The sequence below is a fragment of the Rhodococcus sp. PML026 genome, from assembly GCF_000963615.1.
Classification (GTDB): Bacteria; Actinomycetota; Actinomycetes; order Mycobacteriales; family Mycobacteriaceae; genus Rhodococcoides; species Rhodococcoides fascians.
This window is the reverse complement of sequence record NZ_KQ031373.1, coordinates 562,478-584,622: the sequence shown is the minus strand read 5'-3', so window position 1 is coordinate 584,622 and position 22,145 is coordinate 562,478. Positions and strand designations below refer to the sequence as shown.

General features: G+C 65.1%; 22 protein-coding genes. 5 read left to right on the top strand and 17 right to left on the bottom strand.

All coding sequences use genetic code 11. The annotated features are described in order from the left end of the window. Nucleotides 1-9: 9 nt before the first annotated feature. Nucleotides 10-393, bottom strand: coding sequence for a DUF5313 family protein (locus VF34_RS13365; protein ID WP_032366711.1), 384 nt, complete (start codon nt 391-393; stop codon nt 10-12). Nucleotides 394-508: 115 nt separating this feature from the next. On the opposite strand from VF34_RS13365, the gene VF34_RS13360 reads away from it, so the two are divergent. Further along, nucleotides 509-1,540: an amidohydrolase family protein gene (locus VF34_RS13360; RefSeq protein ID WP_230593538.1), complete on the top strand. Its 1,032-nt coding sequence runs from the start codon at nt 509-511 to the stop codon at nt 1,538-1,540. Between the two features lie 192 nt (nt 1,541-1,732). On the opposite strand, the gene VF34_RS13355 is transcribed toward VF34_RS13360, so the two are convergent. Together VF34_RS13355 and VF34_RS13350 are read right to left on the bottom strand one after the other, a co-directional pair. Continuing rightward, nucleotides 1,733-2,485: a MerR family transcriptional regulator gene (locus tag VF34_RS13355; protein ID WP_032374299.1), complete on the bottom strand. Its 753-nt coding sequence runs from the start codon at nt 2,483-2,485 to the stop codon at nt 1,733-1,735. 110 nt (nt 2,486-2,595) lie between these two features. After that, the gene (locus tag VF34_RS13350) at nt 2,596-3,801 is read right to left on the bottom strand and encodes a lipase family protein (protein ID WP_032374209.1); all 1,206 of its coding nucleotides are present in this window, start codon (nt 3,799-3,801) and stop codon (nt 2,596-2,598) included. A 156-nt stretch (nt 3,802-3,957) separates the two neighbouring features. Between VF34_RS13350 and VF34_RS13345 the strand changes: the two genes are divergently transcribed. Beyond that, a complete protein-coding gene (locus VF34_RS13345) occupies nt 3,958-5,511 on the top strand; it encodes a succinic semialdehyde dehydrogenase (RefSeq protein WP_027494877.1) in 1,554 nt (517 codons plus the stop codon). Nucleotides 5,512-5,585: 74 nt separating this feature from the next. On the opposite strand, the gene VF34_RS13340 is transcribed toward VF34_RS13345, so the two are convergent. From VF34_RS13340 to VF34_RS13330, 3 genes are read right to left on the bottom strand one after another with little or no spacing between them, the layout of a single operon-like run. After that, nucleotides 5,586-7,592 carry an MDR family MFS transporter gene (locus VF34_RS13340; protein WP_155289571.1) on the bottom strand — a complete coding sequence of 669 codons (2,007 nt, stop codon included), beginning with the start codon at nt 7,590-7,592 and terminating at the stop codon, nt 5,586-5,588. A 57-nt stretch (nt 7,593-7,649) separates the two neighbouring features. Next, complete coding sequence (locus VF34_RS13335) at nt 7,650-8,135, bottom strand: MarR family winged helix-turn-helix transcriptional regulator (RefSeq protein ID WP_032366715.1); 486 nt, start codon at nt 8,133-8,135, stop codon at nt 7,650-7,652. Nucleotides 8,136-8,159: 24 nt separating this feature from the next. Continuing rightward, nucleotides 8,160-8,687, bottom strand: coding sequence for an ATP-binding cassette domain-containing protein (locus VF34_RS13330; protein WP_052063020.1), 528 nt, complete (start codon nt 8,685-8,687; stop codon nt 8,160-8,162). A gap of 266 nt (nt 8,688-8,953) precedes the next feature. Between VF34_RS13330 and VF34_RS13325 the strand changes: the two genes are divergently transcribed. Further along, nucleotides 8,954-9,850, top strand: a complete 897-nt coding sequence (locus VF34_RS13325) for a hypothetical protein (RefSeq protein WP_155289569.1) — start codon at nt 8,954-8,956, stop codon at nt 9,848-9,850. A gap of 30 nt (nt 9,851-9,880) precedes the next feature. Here VF34_RS13325 and VF34_RS13320 read toward each other — a convergent pair whose 3' ends face one another. Beyond that, nucleotides 9,881-11,161, bottom strand: a complete 1,281-nt coding sequence (locus VF34_RS13320; RefSeq protein ID WP_196249555.1) for a plasmid pRiA4b ORF-3 family protein — start codon at nt 11,159-11,161, stop codon at nt 9,881-9,883. A 79-nt stretch (nt 11,162-11,240) separates the two neighbouring features. Between VF34_RS13320 and VF34_RS13315 the strand changes: the two genes are divergently transcribed. Continuing rightward, a complete protein-coding gene (locus VF34_RS13315) occupies nt 11,241-11,591 on the top strand; it encodes a VOC family protein (protein ID WP_032371721.1) in 351 nt (116 codons plus the stop codon). A 2-nt stretch (nt 11,592-11,593) separates the two neighbouring features. On the opposite strand, the gene VF34_RS13310 is transcribed toward VF34_RS13315, so the two are convergent. The 9 genes from VF34_RS13310 to VF34_RS13270 all read right to left on the bottom strand — a co-directional run bounded on the left by VF34_RS13310 (nt 11,594) and on the right by VF34_RS13270 (nt 19,299). Continuing rightward, nucleotides 11,594-12,709 carry a TDT family transporter gene (locus tag VF34_RS13310; RefSeq protein ID WP_032374297.1) on the bottom strand — a complete coding sequence of 372 codons (1,116 nt, stop codon included), beginning with the start codon at nt 12,707-12,709 and terminating at the stop codon, nt 11,594-11,596. 68 nt (nt 12,710-12,777) lie between these two features. Continuing rightward, nucleotides 12,778-13,686 (bottom strand): LysR family transcriptional regulator, encoded by a 909-nt coding sequence (locus tag VF34_RS13305; RefSeq protein ID WP_032374205.1) that lies wholly within the window; start codon nt 13,684-13,686, stop codon nt 12,778-12,780. A 24-nt stretch (nt 13,687-13,710) separates the two neighbouring features. Next, nucleotides 13,711-14,571: a GIY-YIG nuclease family protein gene (locus tag VF34_RS13300; protein WP_045841684.1), complete on the bottom strand. Its 861-nt coding sequence runs from the start codon at nt 14,569-14,571 to the stop codon at nt 13,711-13,713. Further along, entirely contained in the window at nt 14,555-15,745 is a 1,191-nt protein-coding gene (locus VF34_RS13295) for a DNA cytosine methyltransferase (RefSeq protein WP_230595297.1), read from the bottom strand. The genes VF34_RS13300 and VF34_RS13295 overlap by 17 nt, the downstream gene beginning before the upstream one ends. A gap of 101 nt (nt 15,746-15,846) precedes the next feature. Continuing rightward, nucleotides 15,847-16,791, bottom strand: a complete 945-nt coding sequence (locus tag VF34_RS13290; protein ID WP_230595295.1) for a CopD family protein — start codon at nt 16,789-16,791, stop codon at nt 15,847-15,849. Nucleotides 16,792-16,807: 16 nt separating this feature from the next. Beyond that, entirely contained in the window at nt 16,808-17,389 is a 582-nt protein-coding gene (locus VF34_RS13285) for a copper resistance CopC family protein (protein ID WP_155289567.1), read from the bottom strand. Next, entirely contained in the window at nt 17,386-18,048 is a 663-nt protein-coding gene (locus VF34_RS13280) for a YcnI family copper-binding membrane protein (protein ID WP_032366718.1), read from the bottom strand. Before VF34_RS13280 ends, VF34_RS13285 begins: the two co-directional genes overlap by 4 nt. A 50-nt stretch (nt 18,049-18,098) precedes the next feature. Further along, on the bottom strand, nt 18,099-18,632 hold the full coding sequence (locus VF34_RS13275; protein ID WP_032374204.1) for a hypothetical protein: 534 nt from the start codon (nt 18,630-18,632) through the stop codon (nt 18,099-18,101). Nucleotides 18,633-18,648: 16 nt separating this feature from the next. Next, on the bottom strand, nt 18,649-19,299 hold the full coding sequence (locus VF34_RS13270; protein WP_027494864.1) for a DUF6474 family protein: 651 nt from the start codon (nt 19,297-19,299) through the stop codon (nt 18,649-18,651). 161 nt (nt 19,300-19,460) lie between these two features. Here VF34_RS13270 and VF34_RS13265 point away from each other — a divergent pair, with 161 nt between their 5' ends. After that, nucleotides 19,461-21,083 (top strand): TM0106 family RecB-like putative nuclease, encoded by a 1,623-nt coding sequence (locus tag VF34_RS13265; protein WP_045841520.1) that lies wholly within the window; start codon nt 19,461-19,463, stop codon nt 21,081-21,083. Nucleotides 21,084-21,123: 40 nt separating this feature from the next. Here the strand turns inward: VF34_RS13265 and VF34_RS13260 are convergent, their stop codons facing one another. Beyond that, nucleotides 21,124-21,891 carry an SDR family NAD(P)-dependent oxidoreductase gene (locus VF34_RS13260; protein WP_027494862.1) on the bottom strand — a complete coding sequence of 256 codons (768 nt, stop codon included), beginning with the start codon at nt 21,889-21,891 and terminating at the stop codon, nt 21,124-21,126. Nucleotides 21,892-22,145: the final 254 nt, after the last annotated feature.

Below are 22,145 nucleotides of genomic sequence, written 5' to 3'. Positions count from 1 at the left end.
GTCCGATCGTCAGCCGCGGCCGTGACGTCGCTCGTAGTCGTCCCGGGTGCGGTCGACACGGCTCTGCGCCTTGGCGTTGATCAACTGGGGATCGAGGCCGTGAATGAGTAATCGGTGCCGCCGATAGACGTTCATCAGCGCTATCGCGAAGTACACCAGCGGAATGAACAGCAACGCCATCATCGCCAGCGACATCCACAGTGGGCCGGGAATCAGCAGGAACAGCAGCAGCAACGGGATGACGGGAACCGTGAATCGAGCCAGGTAGCGCACCTGGGCCCCGTTGCCGACGAGGTCGTTTCGGACCCAATCCTGCATCGACGGGGGCAGGACCCGACCGAACGAGTACCCCAAAAATTGCGCAGGACTGGGCTTCGTACGTTCGGTCGTCATCGCGCCATGTTAGTCCTACATCAGTTGGTACAAGTCACCGTTGACTGCAGATAATCTCATATGTGACGATAGCGTCAGTTCGGACCGGGTGGTGTCGACGACAAGGACGTAGATCGTGATCGACCGCAGAACCTTGCTCGGCGCGCTCGGTGCAGCCACGCTCTCGGGCGTCGCCCTGTCCGCAGCGACCGCGTCGGCGTCACCGACGCCTGCCGCCGGGGGAGTAGTGGACGTGCACTCGCACATGGTCCCCGACTTCTACCTGCGGGAAGCGCTCGCGTCCGGCATCGTCTTTCCCGACGGCATGCCGAAGTGGCCGTCCTGGTCGGTGACCGAGCATCTGCAGATGATGGACCGGTGTGGGATCGACAGGGCGATCCTGTCCGTGTCGAGCCCTGGGGTGCACTTCGGCAACGACGGCCAGGCTTCCGATCTGGCCCGACGGGTCAATGACTTCGGAGTCGGAGTTGTCCAGGGCCAGCCACGCCTCGGATTCTTTGCGTCGCTGCCCCTTCCGAACGTCGTCGACTCGACGGTCGAGGCCATTCGGGCTCTCGATCAGCTCGGTGCCGACGGGGTCACCGTGATGTCGAACGCCGGCGGCATGTATCTGGGCAACGCGGTGCTGACGCCACTGCTCACCGCGCTCGATGCGCGTTCGGCGGTGGTCTTCGTGCATCCCACCTCGCCGCCGAACGCAGCTGCGGTAGCGCTCGGTAGGCCCGCTCCGATGGTCGAATTCCTCTTCGACACAGCGCGAACCGTCATCGACTTGATTCTGCTGGGCGTGGTCGATCGGTTCCCTCACATCCGCTGGGTGTTCACTCACGGCGGTGGAGTACTGCCGCTGTTGGCAGATCGGGTCGACTTCTTCCGGACGCAGGTCGGTCTCGGTACCCCGTCGACGCCGAATGTACTGCAGCGCTTGTGGTTCGACCTCGCCGGTACGCCGGTTCCGCGGCAGCTGCCGGCGTTGCTCTCGACGGTCGGACCCGATCGTCTGGTCTACGGCAGCGACTACTGCTTCACCCCGATCGGCGCGGTGCAGGAGCAGCTGCGCTCGCTCGACGCGGGAGCCGCGGACGGTGGACTGGAGAACTGGCGCGCCGTCACATCCGGCAATGCCCGCAGTTTGTTGAGTGTTTGATGCGTACGGGAGTTCGATGGAAGCGCAAGCACTACAACCATTCTCAGAGCACTGGGATTGGCAGATGAATGCCGCCTGCCGCTCGCGTCAACCCTGACGAGCAGCGTTCGCCCGGACATCTACGCCCCGGTTCGGAATCCGCACCCCCTGCAGGAGGCGCGGATTCCGAAAAGGGGTGCGGATCGAGACGAGTCAGCTCTGACGAGCGGCGTTCGCGACGATGACGTCACGGAGATACTGCGCCAAACCGTCGGCGATAGCGTTGTAGTGCTTGGCAAATCGCTCGTCGGCGATGTACATTTCCGCCAGGTTCACCTGCATCTCGTAACCGCAGTCGTAGTACCGCTCGATCGACGCGCGATGACGTTCGGCCAATTCCCCGGCTTCGTCGGAATCCGGCGACACACCCCGCTGCATCGCGGCAGCGAGATCGGCTTCCAGGAGGTCCGTCTCTTCCTTGACGGCCTTCCAATCGTCCTTGGTGAACGACGCCGTCCGCTGCTGAGACTGCTTCCACTCGTCGGTTTCGCCCCAGCGCTGCTCGGCCTCCTCGGCGTATTCCTCGCCGGGCCAGTTGTCGCCGAAGATCTCTCGCTGCTCCTCGGGAGTCAATTGCATACCCATCTTCTTCGCCTCCATCATCTTGTCCACGGCCGCAGCCATTGCGTGCAAGTGATCGATCCGCTCGCCGAGCAGGTCGCGCTGCCGCCGCAGATGCGCCATCGCGTCGACGGCCGGGTCGTCGAGCAACGCTGCAATGACCTCGAGCGGGAACCCGAGCTCGCGGTAGGTCAATACCTGATGCAGCCGTTCGACATCGGCCGATGAATACGTCCGATAGCCCTTGGGAGTTCTCCCCGACGGCACCACCAACGCGATCTCGTCGTAGTGATGCAGCGTTCTGACGCTGACACCCACCAACTTCGAGACCGCGCCGACCTGCATGCCGACCTGGACGTCAACCGAACTGTTCGCGGACGAATCACTCACGAAGGACACTGTGCTGCCTCCCGTGGCGTGAGGGTCAAGACGAAAAAACGATTCGTTATGGACCTCTAGCGAATCACACGTTCGCAACCCGAGGTCGGCACACCGGCCAGGCGTTGCGCCAACCAATCGTAGGCACCGGGACGGCCGTTGGTCTGGGCCAGTGAATGGTCGCCGGGCACCTCTTCCAGATGTACCGACGCTCCTGCTGCACACCACTGATCCTGCACGGCCTCGGCACCTTCTTTGGGAATGAGGAAGTCCTGCAGGCCCTGGTAGATGTACACCGGCGCGTCCGGCTTCGTCTGGCCCATGCGGTTTTCCTCGACGACGGCCGTGGTGATCGTATGCGCGAAGACGTCCGGGACGTTGGAGAGATTTCGCTGGTCCAACAGCAGTAGTCCGCTGTAGGACAACACATCCACGCATTGATCCTTCTGTGCCAGCGCCAGTCGCTTGCCGTTGTCGTTGGCGAGCTGCCGCATCTCCGGGTACTCCCGGGACAGTCCGATCGTCGCCGCAGTGAACAAGCCCGACCCGATCTGACCGTTCAACGACGTCTGCAGAATCTTGTAATCGGTGGGCGGACCGCCGAACGCGACTCCGGCGATGTTCAGCTCGGGTGCGTACTCGGGTGCCAACTGCGCCGCCCAGCCCGAGGCGATCGCACCGCCGGAATATCCGGTGATGCCGATGGGTGCATCCGCGCTCACGCCTGCAGTCCGGGAGGCGCGCAGACCGTCGAGCACGGTGTGCCCCGACACGAGACCGGCCGAATACGCCTGACGCGGCCCCTGATAATCGGTCATCACCACGGTGTAACCGCGGCCGAGCAGGATCCGGACCTGATCGATCTCTTTGTTGTTGCCCCGCGGGAGGGTGTACGACGGCGCGCACGTGTTGCCGAGTGAATCCGTCGCCTCGTTGTATGCGATGACGGGGCGATCTCCACCACCGGTCCACGGCGCGGTGGGAGTCAGCACCGTCGTCGCCGCTGCGATGGGACGATTCTTCGAATCGGTGGAGCGGAAGAGTAATTGGACGGACGAGGCCTCGGGCGTCACCGCGACATCGCGTCGAGCGAGGACAGTGCCGGGCACGAGATTCTCGTATCCCGCCGGCGGATCGAACCACGGATCGCCGAGCGACGAGGGGAGATACGCAGCCGGATCGCTCGGCGGAGCAATGAAATCTTGGACCGGATCTGCCTGCGCAGACCCCGCGAATGCCACCATCAGTGCTGCTGCTCCGGCCAGAACTAGTGCCTTGCGCATGGATTCCCCACCCTGTTGCTTCCGAACGCCCCGACGTCGGAGTAGACCACCGCCCATCGTGCCACAGGGCCAGGGAACATCGGCCCTGTGAACTGAGCCGAAGACCAGGTAGGTTGTCTGTTACTCCGAACACTACTCATCAGTAGGGATGCAAAAATGCCTGCTCCGTCCACTGCGACCTTTTCCCGGCTCGCTGATCTCATCGCCATTCCCGACGCGGACTCGCGTCCCACCAAGACGATCACCGAGGTGTTCACCGGTAAGGAGCTGGCGACCATTCCGGTCGGTACGGCTGCAGATGCCCTGGCTGCGATCGCGCGCGTCCGTACCGCTCAGGCGGCCTGGGCCAAGCGTCCGGTCTCCGAGCGCGCAGAGATCTTCCACCGCTACCGCGACCTGGTGCTCGCGCACCGCGACGAGCTCATGGACATGGCGCAGGCCGAGACTGGCAAGTCCCGCGCCGCCGCCCTCGAGGAAGTCCTCGACATCTCGATGACCTCGCGGCACTACGCACGCACGGCCGCCAAACTGCTGGCCCCGAAGAAGGTCACCGGCATGCTTCCCGTGCTGACCAAGACTCGCGTTCGGTACCAGCCCAAGGGCGTCGTCGGAATCATCTCGCCGTGGAACTACCCGATGACTCTCGCGGTGTCCGACGCCATTCCGGCGCTGCTGGCCGGTAACGGCGTCGTGCTCAAGCCCGACAGCCAGACGCCGTACTGCGCATTGGCCTGCGTCGAGCTGCTCTACAAGGCCGGTCTGCCCCGCGACCTGTTCGCCGTGGTCCCCGGCCCCGGCTCGGTGGTGGGCACCGCGATCGTCGAGAACACCGAATACGTCATGTTCACCGGCTCCACGGCCACCGGTCAGCTCCTGGCCGAGCAGGCGGGGCGTCGACTCATCGGTTTCTCCGCCGAGCTCGGCGGCAAGAACGCCATGATCGTCGCCAAGGGCGCGAACCTGCGGGAAGTATCCGACGCGGCAGTGCGCGCCTGCTTCTCCAACTCCGGTCAGCTCTGCATCTCCATCGAGCGCATCTACGTCGAGAAGTCGATCGCCGCCGAGTTCACCGAGAAGTTCGGCCAGCGGGTACGCAACATGACCGTGGGTGCCGACTACGAGTTCGGCATCGAAATGGGCAGCCTCATCTCCGAGGACCAGATCAAGACGGTCTCGGCGCACGTCGACGACGCCAAGGTCAAGGGCGCGACCGTCGTCGCGGGCGGCAAGGCGCGTCCCGACATCGGCCCGCTGTTCTACGAGCCGACGTTGCTGACGAACGTCACCGAGGACATGGAGTGTGCGGCGACCGAGACCTTCGGGCCGCTGGTGTCGATCTACCCCGTCGCCGACGTCGACGAGGCCATTGCGAAGGCCAACGACACCGACTACGGATTGAACGCGAGCGTCTGGGCCAAGACGAAGGCGCAGGGCGAGGCCATTGCGGCACGTCTGCATGCGGGAACGGTCAACGTGGACGAGGGCTACGCGCCGACGTGGGGCACCACCGGTGCACCGATGGGCGGAATGGGCGTCTCCGGCATGGGCCGTAGGCACGGAAACGAGGGACTTCTCAAGTACACCGAGCCGCAGACCATCGCGACGACCCGCCTGCTCAATCTAGGTGGACCGCGCGGACTTCCGCCGAAGCTGTGGGCAAAGATCATGCCTCCCTTCGTCAAAGCGCTGAAGTACATACCCGGCCGGTAGTAGTCGGCAGGCGAACGAGAGAGGCCCCGCACTCCCTTTCGGGTGTGCGGGGCCTTTCGCTGTTCTGTGGCAGATCAGTTGACGCTATGGCCGTTCAGTCCGGCGTTGGCGTAGTGATTGTGGCTGTCGGGAATGTGGTTGTCTCCCAACACCCGAGCCACCTGCTGCTCGCTGAGTCCGAGTCGACGAAGTCGCTCGCACACTGCATCGAAGTCGAGCATCTTGGCGTCGAGCTCCTGCTGCAGCTCGATCACCTCGGCGCGAATGGCCTCGGCCTCGTCGAGTGCGGTCAACGTGTCCTCGGGCTGGGGCAGCAGCAGCGAGAGCAGTCGATCACGGGCATCGGTGCTCAGTCCATCGAAGGGACGCTGACCCGGCTGAGCCTCGTGGCGACCTTCGTTGCGACGCTCGAAGCGCCGTTCGTTGCCGTACTGCGCTCCGACGTAATCCTGAGTCGCCCCGAAGGACGGGATCTCGGCGAGCTGCTCGCGACGTTCGGGCTGTGCCTGAGCATCACCGTCGAGATCGTTCTGGTCCAGATCGGTCTTGTTCGGATCGGCGACGGGTCCCTGCGCCGGTGCCGACGCGATGTCGATCGTCTTGCGCAGCGGGCGATTCGGGATGAAGACCACTGCGATGAGCGTGACGATCGCAACGAAGCCGGCGATCATGAAGATGCGTCCGGTCGCGTCGCCGTATGCGGTGCGGATGACGCTGACGATCGGAGCAGGCAGTGCCGTGAGGTCGAGCGATCCGCCGCCTCCGGCCGAACCGTCCACACCGAGCTGCGCCAGACCGGCTGCCGACTTCTCGGCGACACGGGTTGCCAGCAGCGAACCGAGAACCGAGACGCCGATCGCTCCGCCGAAGGTACGGAAGAAGGCAACCGTCGACGATGCGGCACCGACGTTCTGCACACTGACCGTGTTCTGCACTGCGAGAACGAGATTCTGCATCAGCATGCCGGTACCGAGACCGACGATGGTTATGAAGATGCCGACCGTCACCAGGCTGGTGGCGTGGTCGATGGTGCCCAGCAGCAGGAATCCGATGACCAGCAAGATGGAGCCGGTGACGATGAACGGCTTCCACTGACCGAACTTGGTGATCAGCTGACCGGAGCCCACGGAGGCGACGAGCATGCCGAATACCAGTGGGATGGACAGCAATCCAGCTTCGGTGGGGGTGTAGCCGCGAGCAGTCTGGAAGTACTGGCCGAGGAACGTGGTGGCTCCGAAGAGGCCGACGCCGACCGCGATGGACGCGATGATGGCCAGGCCGGTGGTGCGCTCGGTGACGATCTTGAGCGGGATGATCGGCGACTTGTGTCGAGCCTCGACGATGATCGTCAGGACGAGCAGCGCAACTCCGCCGCCGACGAGGTACGCGGTCTCACGAGAGATCCAGGCGTAGTAGTCGGCCTTGCCTGCGAACGAAACCCACACGAGGAGAACGGACACGCCTGCGGTCAGCAGAAGTGCGCCGAGCCAGTCGATGGAGACGTTGTCCTTGCGGACGGTTTTGATGTGCAGCGTCTTCTGCAGCAGGCCGAGGGCGATGACAGCCAACGGGACGCAGACGAAGAAGCACCAGCGCCACCCGAGGGGGCTGTCGACGATGACGCCGCCGAGGATGGGGCCACCGGACATCGATACGGCCATGACGGCACCGGTGTAACCGGAGTAGCGGCCACGATCACGCGGGGAGACGATGGTTCCGATGATGGCGATGACGAGTGCCGTCAGGCCACCCATGCCGATGCCCTGCACCACACGTGCGGCGAGCAGCACCGGAACGTTGTGCGCGAAGCCGGCGATGAGCGAGCCCGCGACGAAGATCAGAATGGAGCTCTGGACCAGGACCTTCTTGTTGAACAGGTCGGCGAGCTTGCCCCAGATGGGCGTCGATGCGGCGTTGGCCAACAGGGCGGTGGTGATGACCCAGGCGTACGCGGTCTGCGAACCCTTCAGGTCACCGATGATGGTCGGCAGAGCGGTCGAGACGATGGTGGTGCTCAGCAGCGCGGTGAACAGCGCGGCCAGCAGACCGGTGAGGGCTTCGAGGATCTGGCGATGCGTCATCGCATCGGGATCGGCGACTGCCTGATTCGGCGGATTCTCCGCGGATGTTGTCATTGGTTATCTCGCAATCAATTCAATGCGGGCCACGTCCTGGTGCTGGGCGTGGGCGTCTTCGGTGAACGTGTCGTTGAGCTTGCGGATGGAATCGAGGGCATCGAGAGCCTCGGTTTCGCTCCACTCGCTCAACATCTCTGCCAGGCGACGAGCTCGCCTGTCCCAAATCTGTTTCAGTCGAGCTTGGCCTTCGTCCGACACGCAGACCCGGGACGCTCTTCTGTCGTCCGGATCGGGGTGCCGATCGATGTAGCCGAGTTCGACGAGGTCCGCGATCTGCCGGCTGAGGGCGGACTGGCTGACGCAGAGCCTGCTGGCGAGGTCGGTCTGTCTGCATTCACCCTCTGTCGCGAGGATGGCCAGAACTCCGGTCAGCGCCTGCGGCAACGGTGAATCCTCGACTCCGGTGGTCACGGCCCGCTTCAGCGTGCGCCCGAAGAGGAAAACCTCTTCGACGAGCGATTCCGCTGTCGTGGATTGAACTGCCATGAGTACTCCAACGCTGAGTTCGATTTACTTGCTGTCTGCAACCATATATATACATACATGCGCTAAGCAAACAATATTCCTGTCTGGTGGGTCACAGCGTCGATGTGGGGGATGGCCAGATCCTTCGGGCCGGTGACGATAGTGCGGATAGAAGAACGATCGGCGCACGGACAGGCCGACCGTCTCGCCCACCTCGGGCCGCGGCCCACGCGTCGAGCAGCGGAAGTCGACGTCGTCGCAGTGCACCAGGACGTCGCTCGCATCGCGGCCGAACAACGACGACGTGACGGTGCCACTGACCTCACCGGTGTGGCCCGCAGATCCGGGCACGATGTCGATGTCGGTCGGCAGGATTGCGAGCGTCCCGGGTCCGGAGTCCTCCGCCTCGAGTGTGAGGGAGCCCGAAGTGAAGGTGCCGTCTGCGGCAACGCCGTCGACGAGGGTGGCGTCGGACAGGAAACGCGCGACGAACGCCGATGTCGGAGCGCGCACCACGTCCTCGGGTGAGCCGATCTGCTCGATGCCTCGAAGATCCTCGGCATTGCGGGTCATCAGCCGCCTTCGCTCGCTTGTCGTACCCCTCGTCTACTCTCTCGACCACACACATCCGGGGGGACATCATGAGCAACCGCAGATCGCGTAGCAGAAAGACCAGTCGCGAGGCCTACAGTCAGGTTCAGCGTGAAAGGGAACCTCTATTCTGGCCGAGCGCGCTTCTTCACTTCTCCGATTGGCTGATCGAGAATGCCTGGGTCGCAGATCAGTTGACGGCTTTTGCGACAGCAATGACAGTCGATCGGTCGGTCCGCGAGCGGAACGTGAGCGTGTACGGCGCAGATTTTCCGATCGACATGTTCTGTCTCGATGATCACGAGTACTTGGACCTCGATGACTATGAGCGGTCGCCATGGGAGCGCGACGAGATTCGTCGCGCCATCGATCTGTTCGGCACGTTCGTCGTCGCCGAACGGTTGTCGCCATCTCAGAACGAAGAGATCTCGAGAGAGATCGGGTTCCCGTCTGCATTCGCGTCGGTGCCCAGTTCTCCGATATCGCCGGGGCGCTCGAGCCCACTGAGTACACCCATAATGGTCTCACTCCTGCAACGGTTGGCATCGTGGGCTGCGACCGAGCGCCGCGCGCCATCGGCCCGAATCGACTACTGGGACGACTCGGCCGAGATCGTTGCCGCGCTCGGGATTCCGGGTTTCCACAGCATCCCTGAACAACCTGACTTCATGGCAATGGTGAACTATCGATCGGTGTTGGATACCGCCCGTAGGGTCGGGGTTCTCGAGCACGCGGGCCAGACTTACACCCGCGGACCCGAAGCCGGAGCTTGGGTGGTGTCTCCAAGTGCGGACCGAACTCGCGCCGCCGTGGTCGAGGCGTACGCATCCTGCTTGACGCCTGTGTACGACTCCGGCGATGATTCCGTGCAGTCCGAGCTCGTGGCAGGCTCGACGTTGGCGACCACCGTGCTCGTGCGCAGCCTCGTCGGTGATCCGGTAGGGGAATCCGACGGTGTCGTCCTGGGAACGATGTCCGACAGCAAGGTGATTCAGACCGTCGCGACACTCCGGTTCATGTCGATGTTCGACCTCGGATTGCTCGTCAAGGTGAACGACAAGTTCTGCGTACCTGACCTTCTGGCGCCCCTGCTGCTCGAGGCGCTCGATCGAGATCGTCTGCGGCGCGTAGGGCGCGCAGCATGACCTGACGAGCGGCCGGTAGCACCTTCTGGTTCACGAGCCGAGTGCATGTACGGCAAAAGTGCGTCCCCAATCCGGTACGGCCCCGTCGCGACCCAAAGTCGACGGCACAGCGCCGATCAGAGTGAGGAAGTCGAAGGTCGGTCGAGCGAGGTACTGGGCGTAGCGTCTTTCGCTTTCGGGGATTCGCCACCCGATGGTCTCGAGGCTTCGTAGGATCAGCGAATTGCGTTCGTTCGCAAAGCAACCCCCTGCAACCGAAACCAGCAGCAGCAGGCCTGCATCCTTCTCGTACTGCTCGCGGCCGAAGGGCATCCGAGCCGCGGCGTGCGACCACAGTCGGAGCGGGTCGGTGGCCAGGGTGTTGCCCAACCGGGTGCGAAGTAGCCGTCCCTTCAGCACGCGAACCAGCCCGAGTTGCGTCACTGCAGCCCGAAGCCAGTGCACCTGCTGATGGTCCACCTCGCGGTTGGAGCTTCCGAACCATTCGGCACCCCACTCGAGCTCTGCACGCATCGCAGCGACGTCTTTGGGTGGGAGATAGCCCGCAGCAGTCAGCGTGATTCCGTCTGCGCCCACCCGCGCCAGCATCCATGTCAGCTTTTCCATTGCCGATGCCGCCGCTACGGGGTCCAGCTGTGCCACATCGAAATCGACGCGTGCGAGGACATCGGGCAGATCGGGGTGATACTCGAGGGGCCCGCGTTCGAGAAGCGAGCCGAGTTTGGGTAGGCGCTCCCGCACGCGGCCGGCCAACTCCGTCACCGCGCGCCGCAACGCGATTCTGTTGTTCGCGTCGGCCACCGCGAAGCGCTCTTCCAAGCTGCCCGCCCACTGCTTCATATGGTTGTGATCAGGATGATCGGTATCAGCCAGAACCTTCAGCAGTTCGTCGTAGCCCGACGTGCCACCGCAGTCCTCGGGTGGGCAGGCGCGGTTGCCGTCGAGGCAGGCTGCAGTACCGGCAACGGTCGATATTTCTTCGACGACCAGGTGGTGTGTCCATCCGTCACCGAAGTCGTACTCGTACCCGAGACGATCCCCGACGGCACCGAGGACTTCGTCCACTCGAACGCCGTCCTCGAGCGTCCCGGCGCCGTCGTCCCACTCTTCGAGCGCGGACTTCATCTCGTAGCGTCGACTGGTTCGATAGGGATCGTCGCCGACGAAGAACATGTGCAGGTGTCGGTCTTCCCAGCCCATGACATCTTGGATGACGTCGTGTAGCTCGGGCAGTGTGGCGTCGGAATTGATGGTGAACCGCCGCCACACCGCTGGTTCGATGTCGGCCAGAGTTACCTTGATCGTCAGCATCGAAACATCGTCCCCCATGCGCGAGATGCCCGTCGAGAACGTCCCCGCGGGGACGCTTTCGGCGCGATACTGTCCGAACATGGACGTTGTGCGCGCGATGCCCCTGCTCACGGTCACCGATCTCGATGCGGCGCTGGACGCGTATGTCCAGGTCACCGGCATGGAGGTGGTGATGAACCACGGTTGGATCGCCACGCTGGCGTCACCGGGGGACAGCACCGCGCAACTGAGTCTGATCACCGTCGACCCCACCGGCCCGGTGAATCCGTCGGCGTCTCTCGAAGTGGACGACGTCGACGCGGCTTACCGCGCCGCGGTGGATGCGAATTTCGAGATCGTGTACGAGATCACCAACGAGGAGTGGGGCGTGCGCCGATTCTTCTTCCGAGACGCGGGCGGCAACGTGGTGAACGTGCTCGCGCACATGTGAGATCAGCTGGGCTGCAGCAGGTTTCCTCGTATCACGCCTCGGAGGGTTCGAGCAGCGACAGTGATCCAGGCCGTCACGAGTACGACGTACAGCAGTACGGCAAGGGCACGGACCGCGCCGAAATCGAGGGCATTGCCCATCGCGGTCGCTCCGGTGACGCAGGTGCCGATCGGGAACGTGAACGACCACCACGTCAGTGAAAAGCTCATCTTCCTCCGTGCCGCATGGACGGTCAGCGCAGTGGCCAGTGCGAACATCAGCGCGCCGAATCCGCCCATGATCAGTCCGTAGCCGATCCCGACGACGTGCAGCCCGACGGCGATCGACGACTGCGCACCGGTGAACACCATCGCTGCATCGTTGCCCAGCAGATTGGCCGCCGTGACCGACTGGCCGATCAAACCCAGCGTGATCCAGACCGTCGGAGCCGCGTCGACGGACGGCAGACCGCCGTGCAGCAGGCGTCCGTAGATCAACGTCATGGTGAGCATTCCGACGATCAGCGACAGCCCGAACATCGCGTAGCACGCGCACAGCAGCGCCAACCGCCACTGGCCGTCGGGCAGGTGAGGGAGCAGCAACGCTCCGGTCGACGCGGACACCATCGGCGGGACGACGGGCATGAGCCACGCGGGTAGTGCCGTGACCTGCTCCCGGTGAGCGGATGTGATCATTCGGAAGGGGACGGCGACGCTGGTGAGCAGGCCGGTGACCGTGCCGGCGACCCACAGGACTGCGAACAGTGCGGTCGCCGCCGTGGGACCGATGAGGTCTCCGCCGAGCAGGCCGGCCCCGGCACCGACGGTGAGCAGGGCCATGGGCGGTGCGCCGTAGAACTGCATCATCACCGGGTGCTGCGCGTAGTCGACTGCGCGTGCGCGGTAACCGATCCAATGCTGCACGAACGCCGCGCCGATCACTGCGACTGCTGCGGCAGCGAGTACCCATACGACGACGGCGAAGACGTGCAACGCAGGAAGGTCGACGGGAAGTGTGGCGGCCGCGGTGGCGACGATGCCGGTTCCCATGACGGCGGCGAACCAGTTGGGGGTGATGTGCTCGACGGTCCGCCTGCGCGACAGCCGGGGTGCATACGAGACGGACTCGAGGACGGTCATGACTTCACTGTGCGCGACGCGGCCCACGTCCGGTAGACAGCAATTCGCTAGCCGGCCATAACCGAAGCTTATGGCTGGATGGACGTCGCGACCGTCAGAAGTTCCGCGGCCGGGCCGCTGGGCTCACGGCCCGATCGCCAGATGGCGCGCAAGTCTCTGTGCAGGGACAGATCGGGGAGCGGCACTCCGATCAGACTGCCCGCCGTCAGCTCCGTCGCGACGGCCAGTGAACTGAGGACGGCACCGCCGATCCCCGCCGCCACAGCGGACTTGATAGCCGTCGTCGACGACACTTCCAGTAGAGGAGTCGTGGGCGGGCCTAAACCTGCTGCAGCAACCGCACTCTCGTACACGGACCTGGTTCCCGACCCGGCCTCGCGGGTGACCAGCGCCGTCTCGACTACCTGCGCGGTCGACGGTGCAGTGTGTGCCCACGGATGTCCGGGCGCCACGACGAGAACCAGTTCGTCGGTTGCGACGGTGCGGTACGTGAGTTCGGCGTGGACACTGGGGTTTTCGATGAACCCCAGGTCTGCGTCTCCGGCGAGCACCGTCGCGGCGACCACCGCCGAATTGCCCGAGCTCAGCGTGGGCACGATCTGGGGCAGCGTCGTGTGCAGTGTGACCAGCCATCTCGGCAGAAGATATTCGGCGACAGTCTGACTGGCCGCGATCTGCAGGTGACCGATGCGCTCGGCGTGCAGCGTGGCGATCGCCGTCGCCAAGTCCTCGGCCGACCGGACGACCGGCGCTGCCCAACTCGCGACGAGCTCGCCGAACTCGGTCAGCACCGTTCCGCGTGCGCCCCGCTTCAACAACGGCGCTCCGACGCGACGCTCCAGCGCGCGAATGCGAGAACTTGCCGCCGGCTGCGACATGCCGTGGGCGTGTCCGGCACGGCCGATGCTGCCGAGCTCTGCCACCGACAGCAACAGATCGATGCTGGTGAGATCGGCAACGTGAGGGGGAAGCGGCACAGGTCGAGCCTACGGCGACGGGAGTCAGTAGTCGCTGAACAGGTCCAGCTCGGCGTCGGGCTCGGGTAGGTCCTCTGGATCTTCGGGGTCGTCTGGATCCTCGGGATCACTACGTTCGTGCAGCACCGAACCCACCAGGGCGGTGACGTCGATGGCCGCGGGATCGGGAATGGGGTGACCCTCGACGAAGGCGAGTCGCTCCGCAGACAAATACGCCAGCCGCACCGCCTGCACCACCAGGACGCGTCGCAGACCCTCCGACACCTCACCGCGCTCGCGAGTGACCGCAGCCAATCGGGAGATGGTCTCCGCGCGTCGCGCGATCCGAATGTCGGGGTGCCCGCGCTCTACTCGGGTCTGCTCGGAGATCAGCGACCGCCGCAGTGACGCAGGCAGAGTGACGGGCTCGGAGACCGGCGGGATCTTCTCGTTCAGGATCGCCTTGTGGCGCGACCTGTCGATGGCCTCGAGGTACGCCGTGTACTCGTGGGCGTTCAAATCGCGTTCGGCTGCGCGGAATTGTTCTGCGCCGTCGGACTTCTTGAGGTCCTCGTACTGCCAGAGCGGCCAGATCTCGATCTCCGCGACCTCGAACACGTCCAGCACTCGCATCGCGACGGCGTCGGTCCGCTGATTGGTCAGATGCCGCTGCACCCGAACGCTGAGCTTCTCCTTGGTCTGCCCCACGTAGATCGGCTCGCCGTCGTAGTCGTAGAACGCATACACGCCCCACTTGGCCGCCGACCAGACGCGCCCTCGATCGTCCTTCTCGCTCAGCACTTCTCGCAGTGCAGCTCGAAATGACTGCACATCGTCCGCAGGCAGACTGCTCTTGCGCGGCGCGACCGCCGACGCCCGCAGCGAGGACTTACCGTGACTGGACATGCGCAGCAGTCGCATTCGGCGCGATGGAACCGAGTGTCCCGTTCACCAGGGGCATCAGGTAGTGCTCCGCCAGCCACGCGACCACCGGAACGCACACCGCATCACCGAAACCGAAGAGCGCCTGGTTGTTTCGCAGACCGCCGAGCGTGTAGTCGCCGGCTCCCATCAAGCGGGCGTACTCGAGAGGCGTCATCCAGCGCACCTGCAACCGGCCGTGGCCGATCTTGACCACCGCCTGCTTCGACGACCCACCGCGCGCAGTACGCAGGCAGCCGGAGATGTCGTCGGGGCGGGCCTCCCACACCGCGACGCCGTTGCGGGTACGGCGGTAGGCGGTACGGTAACTGACCTTGCGCGCCTTCTTCAGAATCTCGATGCGCTGCAACTGAATCGGCGACAACGAGCGTACGAACGCCTCGGTGCGGTCTGCATCCCACCAGCGCTCGTCGCGGTAATCCATCCGCTCGACCAGATCGCCGAGACCGCTGGTCAACGGGATCGGCGGGCTGGGCAGCGGAGCCCGATGCGTCGACAGCGTCGAATCGCCGTAGACCGCCTGCAACCAATCCGGACGCAGTTCACTGTTGGGATCGCGGGCATCCTCCGGCGGATGTTGCGCACCGATTAGGAACAGACGAGGACGGGACTGCGGGACGAACCGTCGAGCATCGATGGTGAGGACGTCCACCGAATAACCGAGTTCGTTGAGCTCACGGACCGCAGCCGCCAGATCGTCGCCCCCATGACTGGTGGCCAGACCGACGACGTTCTCCAGCGCGACCACCTCGGGACGGCCGTCACCCATTTCGTCCAACACTCGAGTGAAGTGCCGAAATGTCGAGGAGTTCTTGCCCGCGAGACCGGCCCGGCCCCCGGCCAGAGACAAATCCGTGCACGGAAACGACGCCCATGCCAACGACAGACCGTCCGGCAGATCGTCGCCGCGCGTGCCGGCAACATCCCCGAGCTGAAAATGGGCCGCGTCGTCACCGAAGTGTTGGCGATACATGTGGTGCTTGTCGCGCTCGATGTCGTTGGCCCAGCACACCTCGAAACCGGCCTGCTCCAAGCCCATTCGCACCAAACCGATACCGGCGAAGAACTCGGCGACCGTGGGAATCCGATCGCGCGCGGACACCGAGGAACCACCCGGCACCACAGTCAACTTCGGCATGCACTCAGGCTAGTACAGAGCCCCGACAGACTCGCTTGTCTGGTCATTCCGCTGGCTGCACTCCGGCTTTTCCTGGTCGTTCCGCTGGCTGAACTCCGGCCTCAGGCCGTGGTCGCCAACGCCGCCGCCAGTCCGAACGCCACCGTCAGCAGACAGACATGAGCGGCAGCTCGCCGCACCGAGTAGTCCGCCGTGGAGCGGTGCGCAGTGGCGGTCGGCAACCACGTGCGGCGGATCCGAGATGCCACGACCACCAGGATCACGGTCATCACGACTTTGGCGAGAACGATTCGGCCGTAACCGGTCTCGATCGCAGCGGCCGGGCTCTCCAACTTCAGGACCGCGTCGAACACGCCGGTCGCGGTCACCCCGACGACGCACCACAGCGCGATCCGGGAATAGGCCGGCAAAAGCGTCGCCCACGCTGTCTTGGTCCGCAGACTCAACGCCATCGCGCCGAGTACACCGAGCCACACCGAGGCGCACACCACATGCACGGCAACGGCAATGGACCCGAATGCGAATTGCGACATGTGTCCGGTGATCGGTCGCGCGACCAGGGCCAGCGCCGCCAGTGTGACCACGGGAACCGGGGACCAGGATGCGTCTCGTCGATATCCGAGTACGCCCATGGCGCACAGAACGAGCGCGAGGAGCACCGTCGTCGCGCCGAGTCGACCGACGGAGATCGACGCGACGAAGGCCGCAAATGCACTCGGCGACAGCGCCGTCACTGCTCGGCCCTCGGCCTCGGCTGCGGCCGCTGCCAACAGGACGAACTCGGCCACCGCCCACAGACCCGACAGGAACCCGATCGACCGCCACATCACCAGCGAGTCGAGGGCGGGGCGTCGAGATGCGGAATTACCGTCCAGGACAGCGAGAATTCCGAACCCCAACACCACCGAACCCGACGCGACAGCGATGACGCGGAGCCACGACGACCCGCTGGGAAAGGTGGGGTACGCCAGCGCGAACGCTGCCGCGACCCCCACCACCGCCGAGGCTGCGGCGGCGAGCACGAGCCGAACGCTCCTCTCGCTCACCGCAGCCACGTCGGATCTACTTCTCGCTCTTCGGCTTACGCTGGTCTTCTGACTTACGCTGGTCTTTCGGCTTACGCAGTGCGAATGCCAATGCTCCGCCGAAGGCGAGGACCGCAACCACGACCAGCACGATGGGACCGTAGCCGCCGAGGAACCCGTCCTCGGACTCTTCCGAGGTGCCCGACGCATCGGCCGGTGCCCCGGGTGTTCCGGACCCTTCCTGCGTCAGCGTGAACGTGGCCGTGCCGCTCACCGGATGACCGTCTGCCGAGGTGATGCGGTAGGCGAGGGTGTACTCGCCGGCAGGGCCCAGATCACCGACATCGACGACCACGCTCTGGCCCTCGATGCGAGCATCGCCCTTCGACCAAATGTTGCCGTCGGGGCCGACGACGTTGAGCGTTGCGAACTGCGACTGCGGCACCTCGTTGAAGGTCACCGATGCCGTCGCCGGAGATGCGTCGAGCGAGGAGCCGTCGGCCGGGCTGTACCCGGTGACCTGCGAATGAGCCGAGGCAATCGGAGCCGCGATCAGCAGTGCCAGCAAGGCCACCGCCGATACGACCACCGCTTTGGCGGACACGGTCAGCGCCCTCACGAGCGTCGGCTCCGTACGGTTGCACCGATTCCGAGGCCGGCGCCGACGGCACCGAGAACGAGCCCGGCACCGGCAATCCACCGGGCGGTGGTGTCCGAGGAGGACGTGGACGTCTGCTCGGCTGCGTCCGTCGTCTCGGCGTGGGCTCCGCCGTGCGCGTCACCGCTCGACGCTGCGAGGGTCAGTGTGGGAGCGGGCAACTCGGGCTCGCTGCCGTCCTCGGTCATCGGCTCGTTCCACTGCACGACCTCACCGTCGGTGTAGGTCTGGGTGGCCGGGAACGACACGGTTTCCTGCTCGGGCAGCGGCCCCGCGGAGAGCAGGAACTGCTGGAACTGGCCCGGACCGACCTCGGCACCGGGATTCGCCGTCCACGTCACAGACACGGCGAGATCGGCGGAGTCCTTCTCGACGGTGGACGTCCACCCCGGAATGGGCTGGGTGCGAGCAGAATTGAGGCCGGGCAAGGTGACCTTGACCGAGTTGGTCGATGCGGTGTCGGACTCGGTGGGGACGCGGAACGTCAGGACCGAGTAGCCGCCCTGCGCGGCGTCGGGCGCGGAGACGACCACATGGGCGGAGGCTGCGCCTGCGCCGATCAGCAGTGCGCCGACGGTGGCACCGGATACGAACAAGGCACGCGGAATGGAACTCTTCATGAGTGTTGGGTCATTTCTGTACGAAGGTGAAAGGGGATGTCGGATCAGAGCTACGAGCTGATCGACATCGGAGGCCCACGACGAGAAATGGCCCAGTCCAGGGCAATACCGTGCACCGACGGCATCGCGACGGAGAACCTGACGCGGCCGACAGCGGAACCGTCGGGCAGGGGAGTGAGGAGCGCGAGAACGGCACGAACGATCGATGTGATCGGGCCGTAGAGACGTTCGGCTGCGGCGATCAACAGCGCGGCGATCAGCGACGCGGCCGCGTGAAAGCCGATCATCGCGGCGCTGGGCAGCAGCGAATGGCTGTGTGATGAGCCCGACATGCCGGTCATGTCGCTCAGGCTCAGTGCGGTATGGGCGAGGAGTTGGCCACCCATCAGGGCGGGCAACAGAACAGTCGAGCGACGCGGAACGGCAGTCATGGCACCCACGCCGAGGCTGACCACGATCAGCAGAGCCAGGCCCGATCCGCTGAGATAGCCGCCGCCCGCCATTCCGTGCGCAGCCACCGCGAGGGCGGCGGTGACCGTACCGACAGCTCCGCCGCGAAGCGGTGCAGCAGAGCCGTCGGTCATCGGATGGTCGGTGAGATCAGCGCACGCCGAGGCGAGCGAGCACGTCCGCTTCGATGCCGTCGAGCTCAGCGGAAATGGCGGCGTGGGCAGTCTTGCGACGTGCAGGCGGCATCTGCTCGGCGGCGCGCACAGCGGTGGTCAGATCGTCGAGACGCTCGCTGATCGCGGCACCGAAACTCTTGGTCTCCGGATCCGAATGACGCGATCCGATGGTGCTCAGCGACTTCTCGGCACCGGCGATCCGGGCACTGAGCTTGCCGCCGTGGCCCGAGTACTCGCTCAGCTGATCGGGTGCGACACCCAGCTGCTGCGCCTTGCGGTTGTCGAGCTGCCCACGAACGACGGTGGCAGCGCGGTAGGCGATCGGAGCCAGCACCGGCAGCAGAAGCCGAGCAATACCGAGATACTTACGAATCTGAGCCACGTTCAGCGTGCCGGCCGCAGCCGCCTTCTGCTGCGCCCGCAACGCCGAGACCTGGGCCTTCTCGACATTCTTCTGCGACTTCGCCTCCACCGCGCTGAGCTTGCGCTGCGCCTTGGCGATCGACTTCAGCTGCTTGCGCTCGTTCTTCGCGCCGAGCTTCGCCTCGAGAGTGGCCTTGTGCTTGAGGGCCTTCGCCTCCGCCTTGCGAGTGGCACGACCTTTGCGCTTACGGAACAGACCCATCGACAAGGCTCCTGACATGTGCTGCTAGGCGGTAACGGTGCGTTCCACACAGCCTAATGGGTCATTCCGCAGGCTCCACTCCCGCCTAATGGGTTGGTCCCCAGGCTCCACTCCCGCCTAATAGGCAGCTGTTCTTCTTCGGCTGTCGGAGGGCTCACCTAATGTCTAGCGGTGTGAACGGTCAACGAGATGCGGCAGCGTCGCACGCACCTGTGCTGCTCGACGCCGGATCGTTGACGCGATGTCGGCACCGGCTCTATCTCGACACCGCCTACGGGGCGCTCCTGCGCGGTGAACCCGAGAATCCCGGGGTGCGGCAACGCCGAGAGGCGGCCCAGGCGCATCGCGAGAACATTCGCGCGCAGTTGGCAGCGGCCGACCCCATGCAGTGGACCGAGATCGACGAGCCCACGGCCCGTGCTGCGGCCGATGCGACCGTCGCGGCCTGCAGCGCAGGCGTCGAACGTATCTGGAACGCAGTTCTGCCACTCGAACGCGATACCGGCCGCCGCGGACGGAGCGAGCTTCTCGTGCGTGACGCGTCGGGCGGCTACATTCCGGTGATCGTCGTCAATCACAAGGTGACCGACCCCGGGCGCGGCGCGCGCACCACCCCGCTCACGCATTGGGCTCCGGCCGTCGACGAAACCCGCAAGGTGCGCAGCCAGTTGCGCGATCAGCTCCGCCTCGCGCACCTGTACCGCATGCTCGCCCACGAGGGCTTGGCCACGGCCACCCCGGTCGGGGGCGCAGTAGGTTATCGCGGAGAGTGCGTGTTGGTACACGACCTGACTGCCGCGCTCGACGAATACGACATTCGCTTCGCGGACCGGCTTGCTGTCGCGAGCGGTGACGCGGTGACCGTTCCCTCGCAGATCAGCGAATGCCGTTCGTGTGCTTGGTGGTTCGACTGCAAGCCACAGTTGGTGGCGGCCCGCGACGTCTCACTCGTCGCATCGGGATCCCGAGCGGACGTACTGCGCAGCGTGGGAGTGCGGACGATCGACGAGCTGGCGCAATGGACCGGTCCGGCTCCCGAGGAGTGGCCCTTCAGCAACTTCGAGGACGCGGTGTCCGCGGCGCTGGCCTGGCGCGCCGACGTGCCGCTGCTGCGTCGATCGGAGACCGTGACGGTCCACCGCGCCGACGTGGAGGTGGACGTCGACATGGAGAGCTATCAGGAGCACGGTGCGTACCTGTGGGGCACGCTCCTCACCGAGGCAGGCGGACCGCCGCCGGAGTATCGCGGCTTCGTCACGTGGGATCCGCTGCCCACCGTCGACGAGGGACGCTCGTTCGCGGTGTTCTGGAACTGGTTGATGGACACGCGGGCCGATGCCGCGGCTCGCGGCAAAACCTTTGCAGCGTATTGCTATTCGAGACAAGCCGAGGACAAATGGCTACTCGACTCGGCCCGACGCTTCGCCGACGTCCCCGGAGTGCCCACCGAGGCGCAGATACGCGAATTCATCGACAGCGAGCAGTGGGTGGATATCTATCAAGCCGTCAGCGACCAGTTCATCTGCCCGAACGGCAAGGGGCTGAAGAAGATTGCCCCGGTGGCCGGATTCTCCTGGCGCGACGAGGAAGCCGGCGGCGAGGCGTCGATGGGCTGGTACCGCGAGGCTGTCGGATACGACGCCGATCCCGATCACACCCAGCGAGAACGGCTACTCGTCTACAACGAGGACGATGTGCTCGCCACCAAAGTGTTGCGCGAGTGGATGTCCGACCGCGCCGAGCACGAGATCCCGACCGTGGCGGACCTGCGCGCTCGCGTGTGACCCCGCGCCCGAGAAGTCGGGGCCACACGCGAAAGGACTTCTAGCGCGGTGCCATCCGGATCGCGCCGTCCATGCGGATCGTTTCGCCGTTGAGGTAGTCGTGCTCGGCGATCATCTGCACCAGCTGGGCGTACTCGCTGGGCTGTGCGAGACGCGACGGGAAGGGCACGGACGCCTCGAGTCCCTGACGGTATTCCTCGGTGACACCGGCGAGCATCGGGGTGTCGACGATGCCGGGGGCGATGGTGTTCACGCGAATGCCGACCTGGGCCAGGTCACGGGCCGCGGTGATGGTCATCGCGTGCACGCCGCCCTTGGAGGCGGTGTAGGCGATCTGGCCGATCTGACCCTCGAATGCGGCGACCGATGCGGTGTTGATGACAACGCCGCGCTGGCCGGCGTCGTCGACGGTGGACTGCGACTGAATGCGGTTGGCGGCCAGCCGCATCACGTTGAACGTGCCGAGCAGGTTGATGGTGATGACCGTGCGGAACAGCTCGAGATCGTGCGGTCCCTTCTTGGACAGGATGCGACCCGCCCAGCCCACGCCTGCACAGTTGACGACGATGCGCAGCGGCACACCGGACTCGACGATGGTGTCCAGTGCGGCCTCGACCTCGGCCTCACTGGTGACGTCGGCGGGAATGAGGGTCACGCCGTCCGGGACACTGTCTCCGGCGCGCTCGATGGACTGCGGCAGATCGAGACCGAACACCGTGACGCCGGCGCCTGCCAGACGTGCTGCGGTTGCTGCTCCGAGGCCCGACGCGCCACCGGTGACGAGCGCTGCTGTTCCTGAAATCTCCACGTCGTACGATCCCCTTCGTTAGCGGTGTCGGGTCGCGGCACAGGCAGCGACCACGCTGTGTTCTGCACCATAACCGGCGGGGGACCTCACCCCACTCCCAGGCACCCCGCTCTCCCGCACCCGACTCTCCCGCATCGAGGGGTCGGTCGGCCTACCGCCCTTCGAGTGACGGTGATACTCCCTACGGATTCGTGAGTCCATGCTCGTCGTCACTTCTGCGCTCGTCATCACTTCTGCGGCGAAATGTACGAAGC

Bases quoted from the DNA above. Each gene is read 5' to 3' on its own strand.
- VF34_RS13270 (WP_027494864.1), bottom strand. From the start codon at position 19,299: ATGGGTCTGTTCCGTAAGCGCAAAGGTCGTGCCACTCGCAAGGCGGAG.
- VF34_RS13265 (WP_045841520.1), top strand. From the start codon at position 19,461: ATGTCTAGCGGTGTGAACGGTCAACGAGATGCGGCAGCGTCGCACGCA.
- VF34_RS13355 (WP_032374299.1), bottom strand. From the start codon at position 2,485: ATGCAGGTCGGCGCGGTCTCGAAGTTGGTGGGTGTCAGCGTCAGAACG.
- VF34_RS13345 (WP_027494877.1), top strand. From the start codon at position 3,958: ATGCCTGCTCCGTCCACTGCGACCTTTTCCCGGCTCGCTGATCTCATC.
- VF34_RS13280 (WP_032366718.1), bottom strand. From the start codon at position 18,048: ATGAAGAGTTCCATTCCGCGTGCCTTGTTCGTATCCGGTGCCACCGTC.
- VF34_RS13310 (WP_032374297.1), bottom strand. From the start codon at position 12,709: ATGACCGTCCTCGAGTCCGTCTCGTATGCACCCCGGCTGTCGCGCAGG.
- VF34_RS13365 (WP_032366711.1), bottom strand. From the start codon at position 393: ATGACGACCGAACGTACGAAGCCCAGTCCTGCGCAATTTTTGGGGTAC.
- VF34_RS13315 (WP_032371721.1), top strand. From the start codon at position 11,241: ATGGACGTTGTGCGCGCGATGCCCCTGCTCACGGTCACCGATCTCGAT.
- VF34_RS13275 (WP_032374204.1), bottom strand. From the start codon at position 18,632: ATGACCGACGGCTCTGCTGCACCGCTTCGCGGCGGAGCTGTCGGTACG.
- VF34_RS13320 (WP_196249555.1), bottom strand. From the start codon at position 11,161: ATGCTGACGATCAAGGTAACTCTGGCCGACATCGAACCAGCGGTGTGG.
- VF34_RS13300 (WP_045841684.1), bottom strand. From the start codon at position 14,571: ATGTCCAGTCACGGTAAGTCCTCGCTGCGGGCGTCGGCGGTCGCGCCG.
- VF34_RS13340 (WP_155289571.1), bottom strand. From the start codon at position 7,592: ATGACGCATCGCCAGATCCTCGAAGCCCTCACCGGTCTGCTGGCCGCG.
- VF34_RS13330 (WP_052063020.1), bottom strand. From the start codon at position 8,687: ATGACCCGCAATGCCGAGGATCTTCGAGGCATCGAGCAGATCGGCTCA.
- VF34_RS13295 (WP_230595297.1), bottom strand. From the start codon at position 15,745: ATGCCGAAGTTGACTGTGGTGCCGGGTGGTTCCTCGGTGTCCGCGCGC.
- VF34_RS13335 (WP_032366715.1), bottom strand. From the start codon at position 8,135: ATGGCAGTTCAATCCACGACAGCGGAATCGCTCGTCGAAGAGGTTTTC.
- VF34_RS13350 (WP_032374209.1), bottom strand. From the start codon at position 3,801: ATGCGCAAGGCACTAGTTCTGGCCGGAGCAGCAGCACTGATGGTGGCA.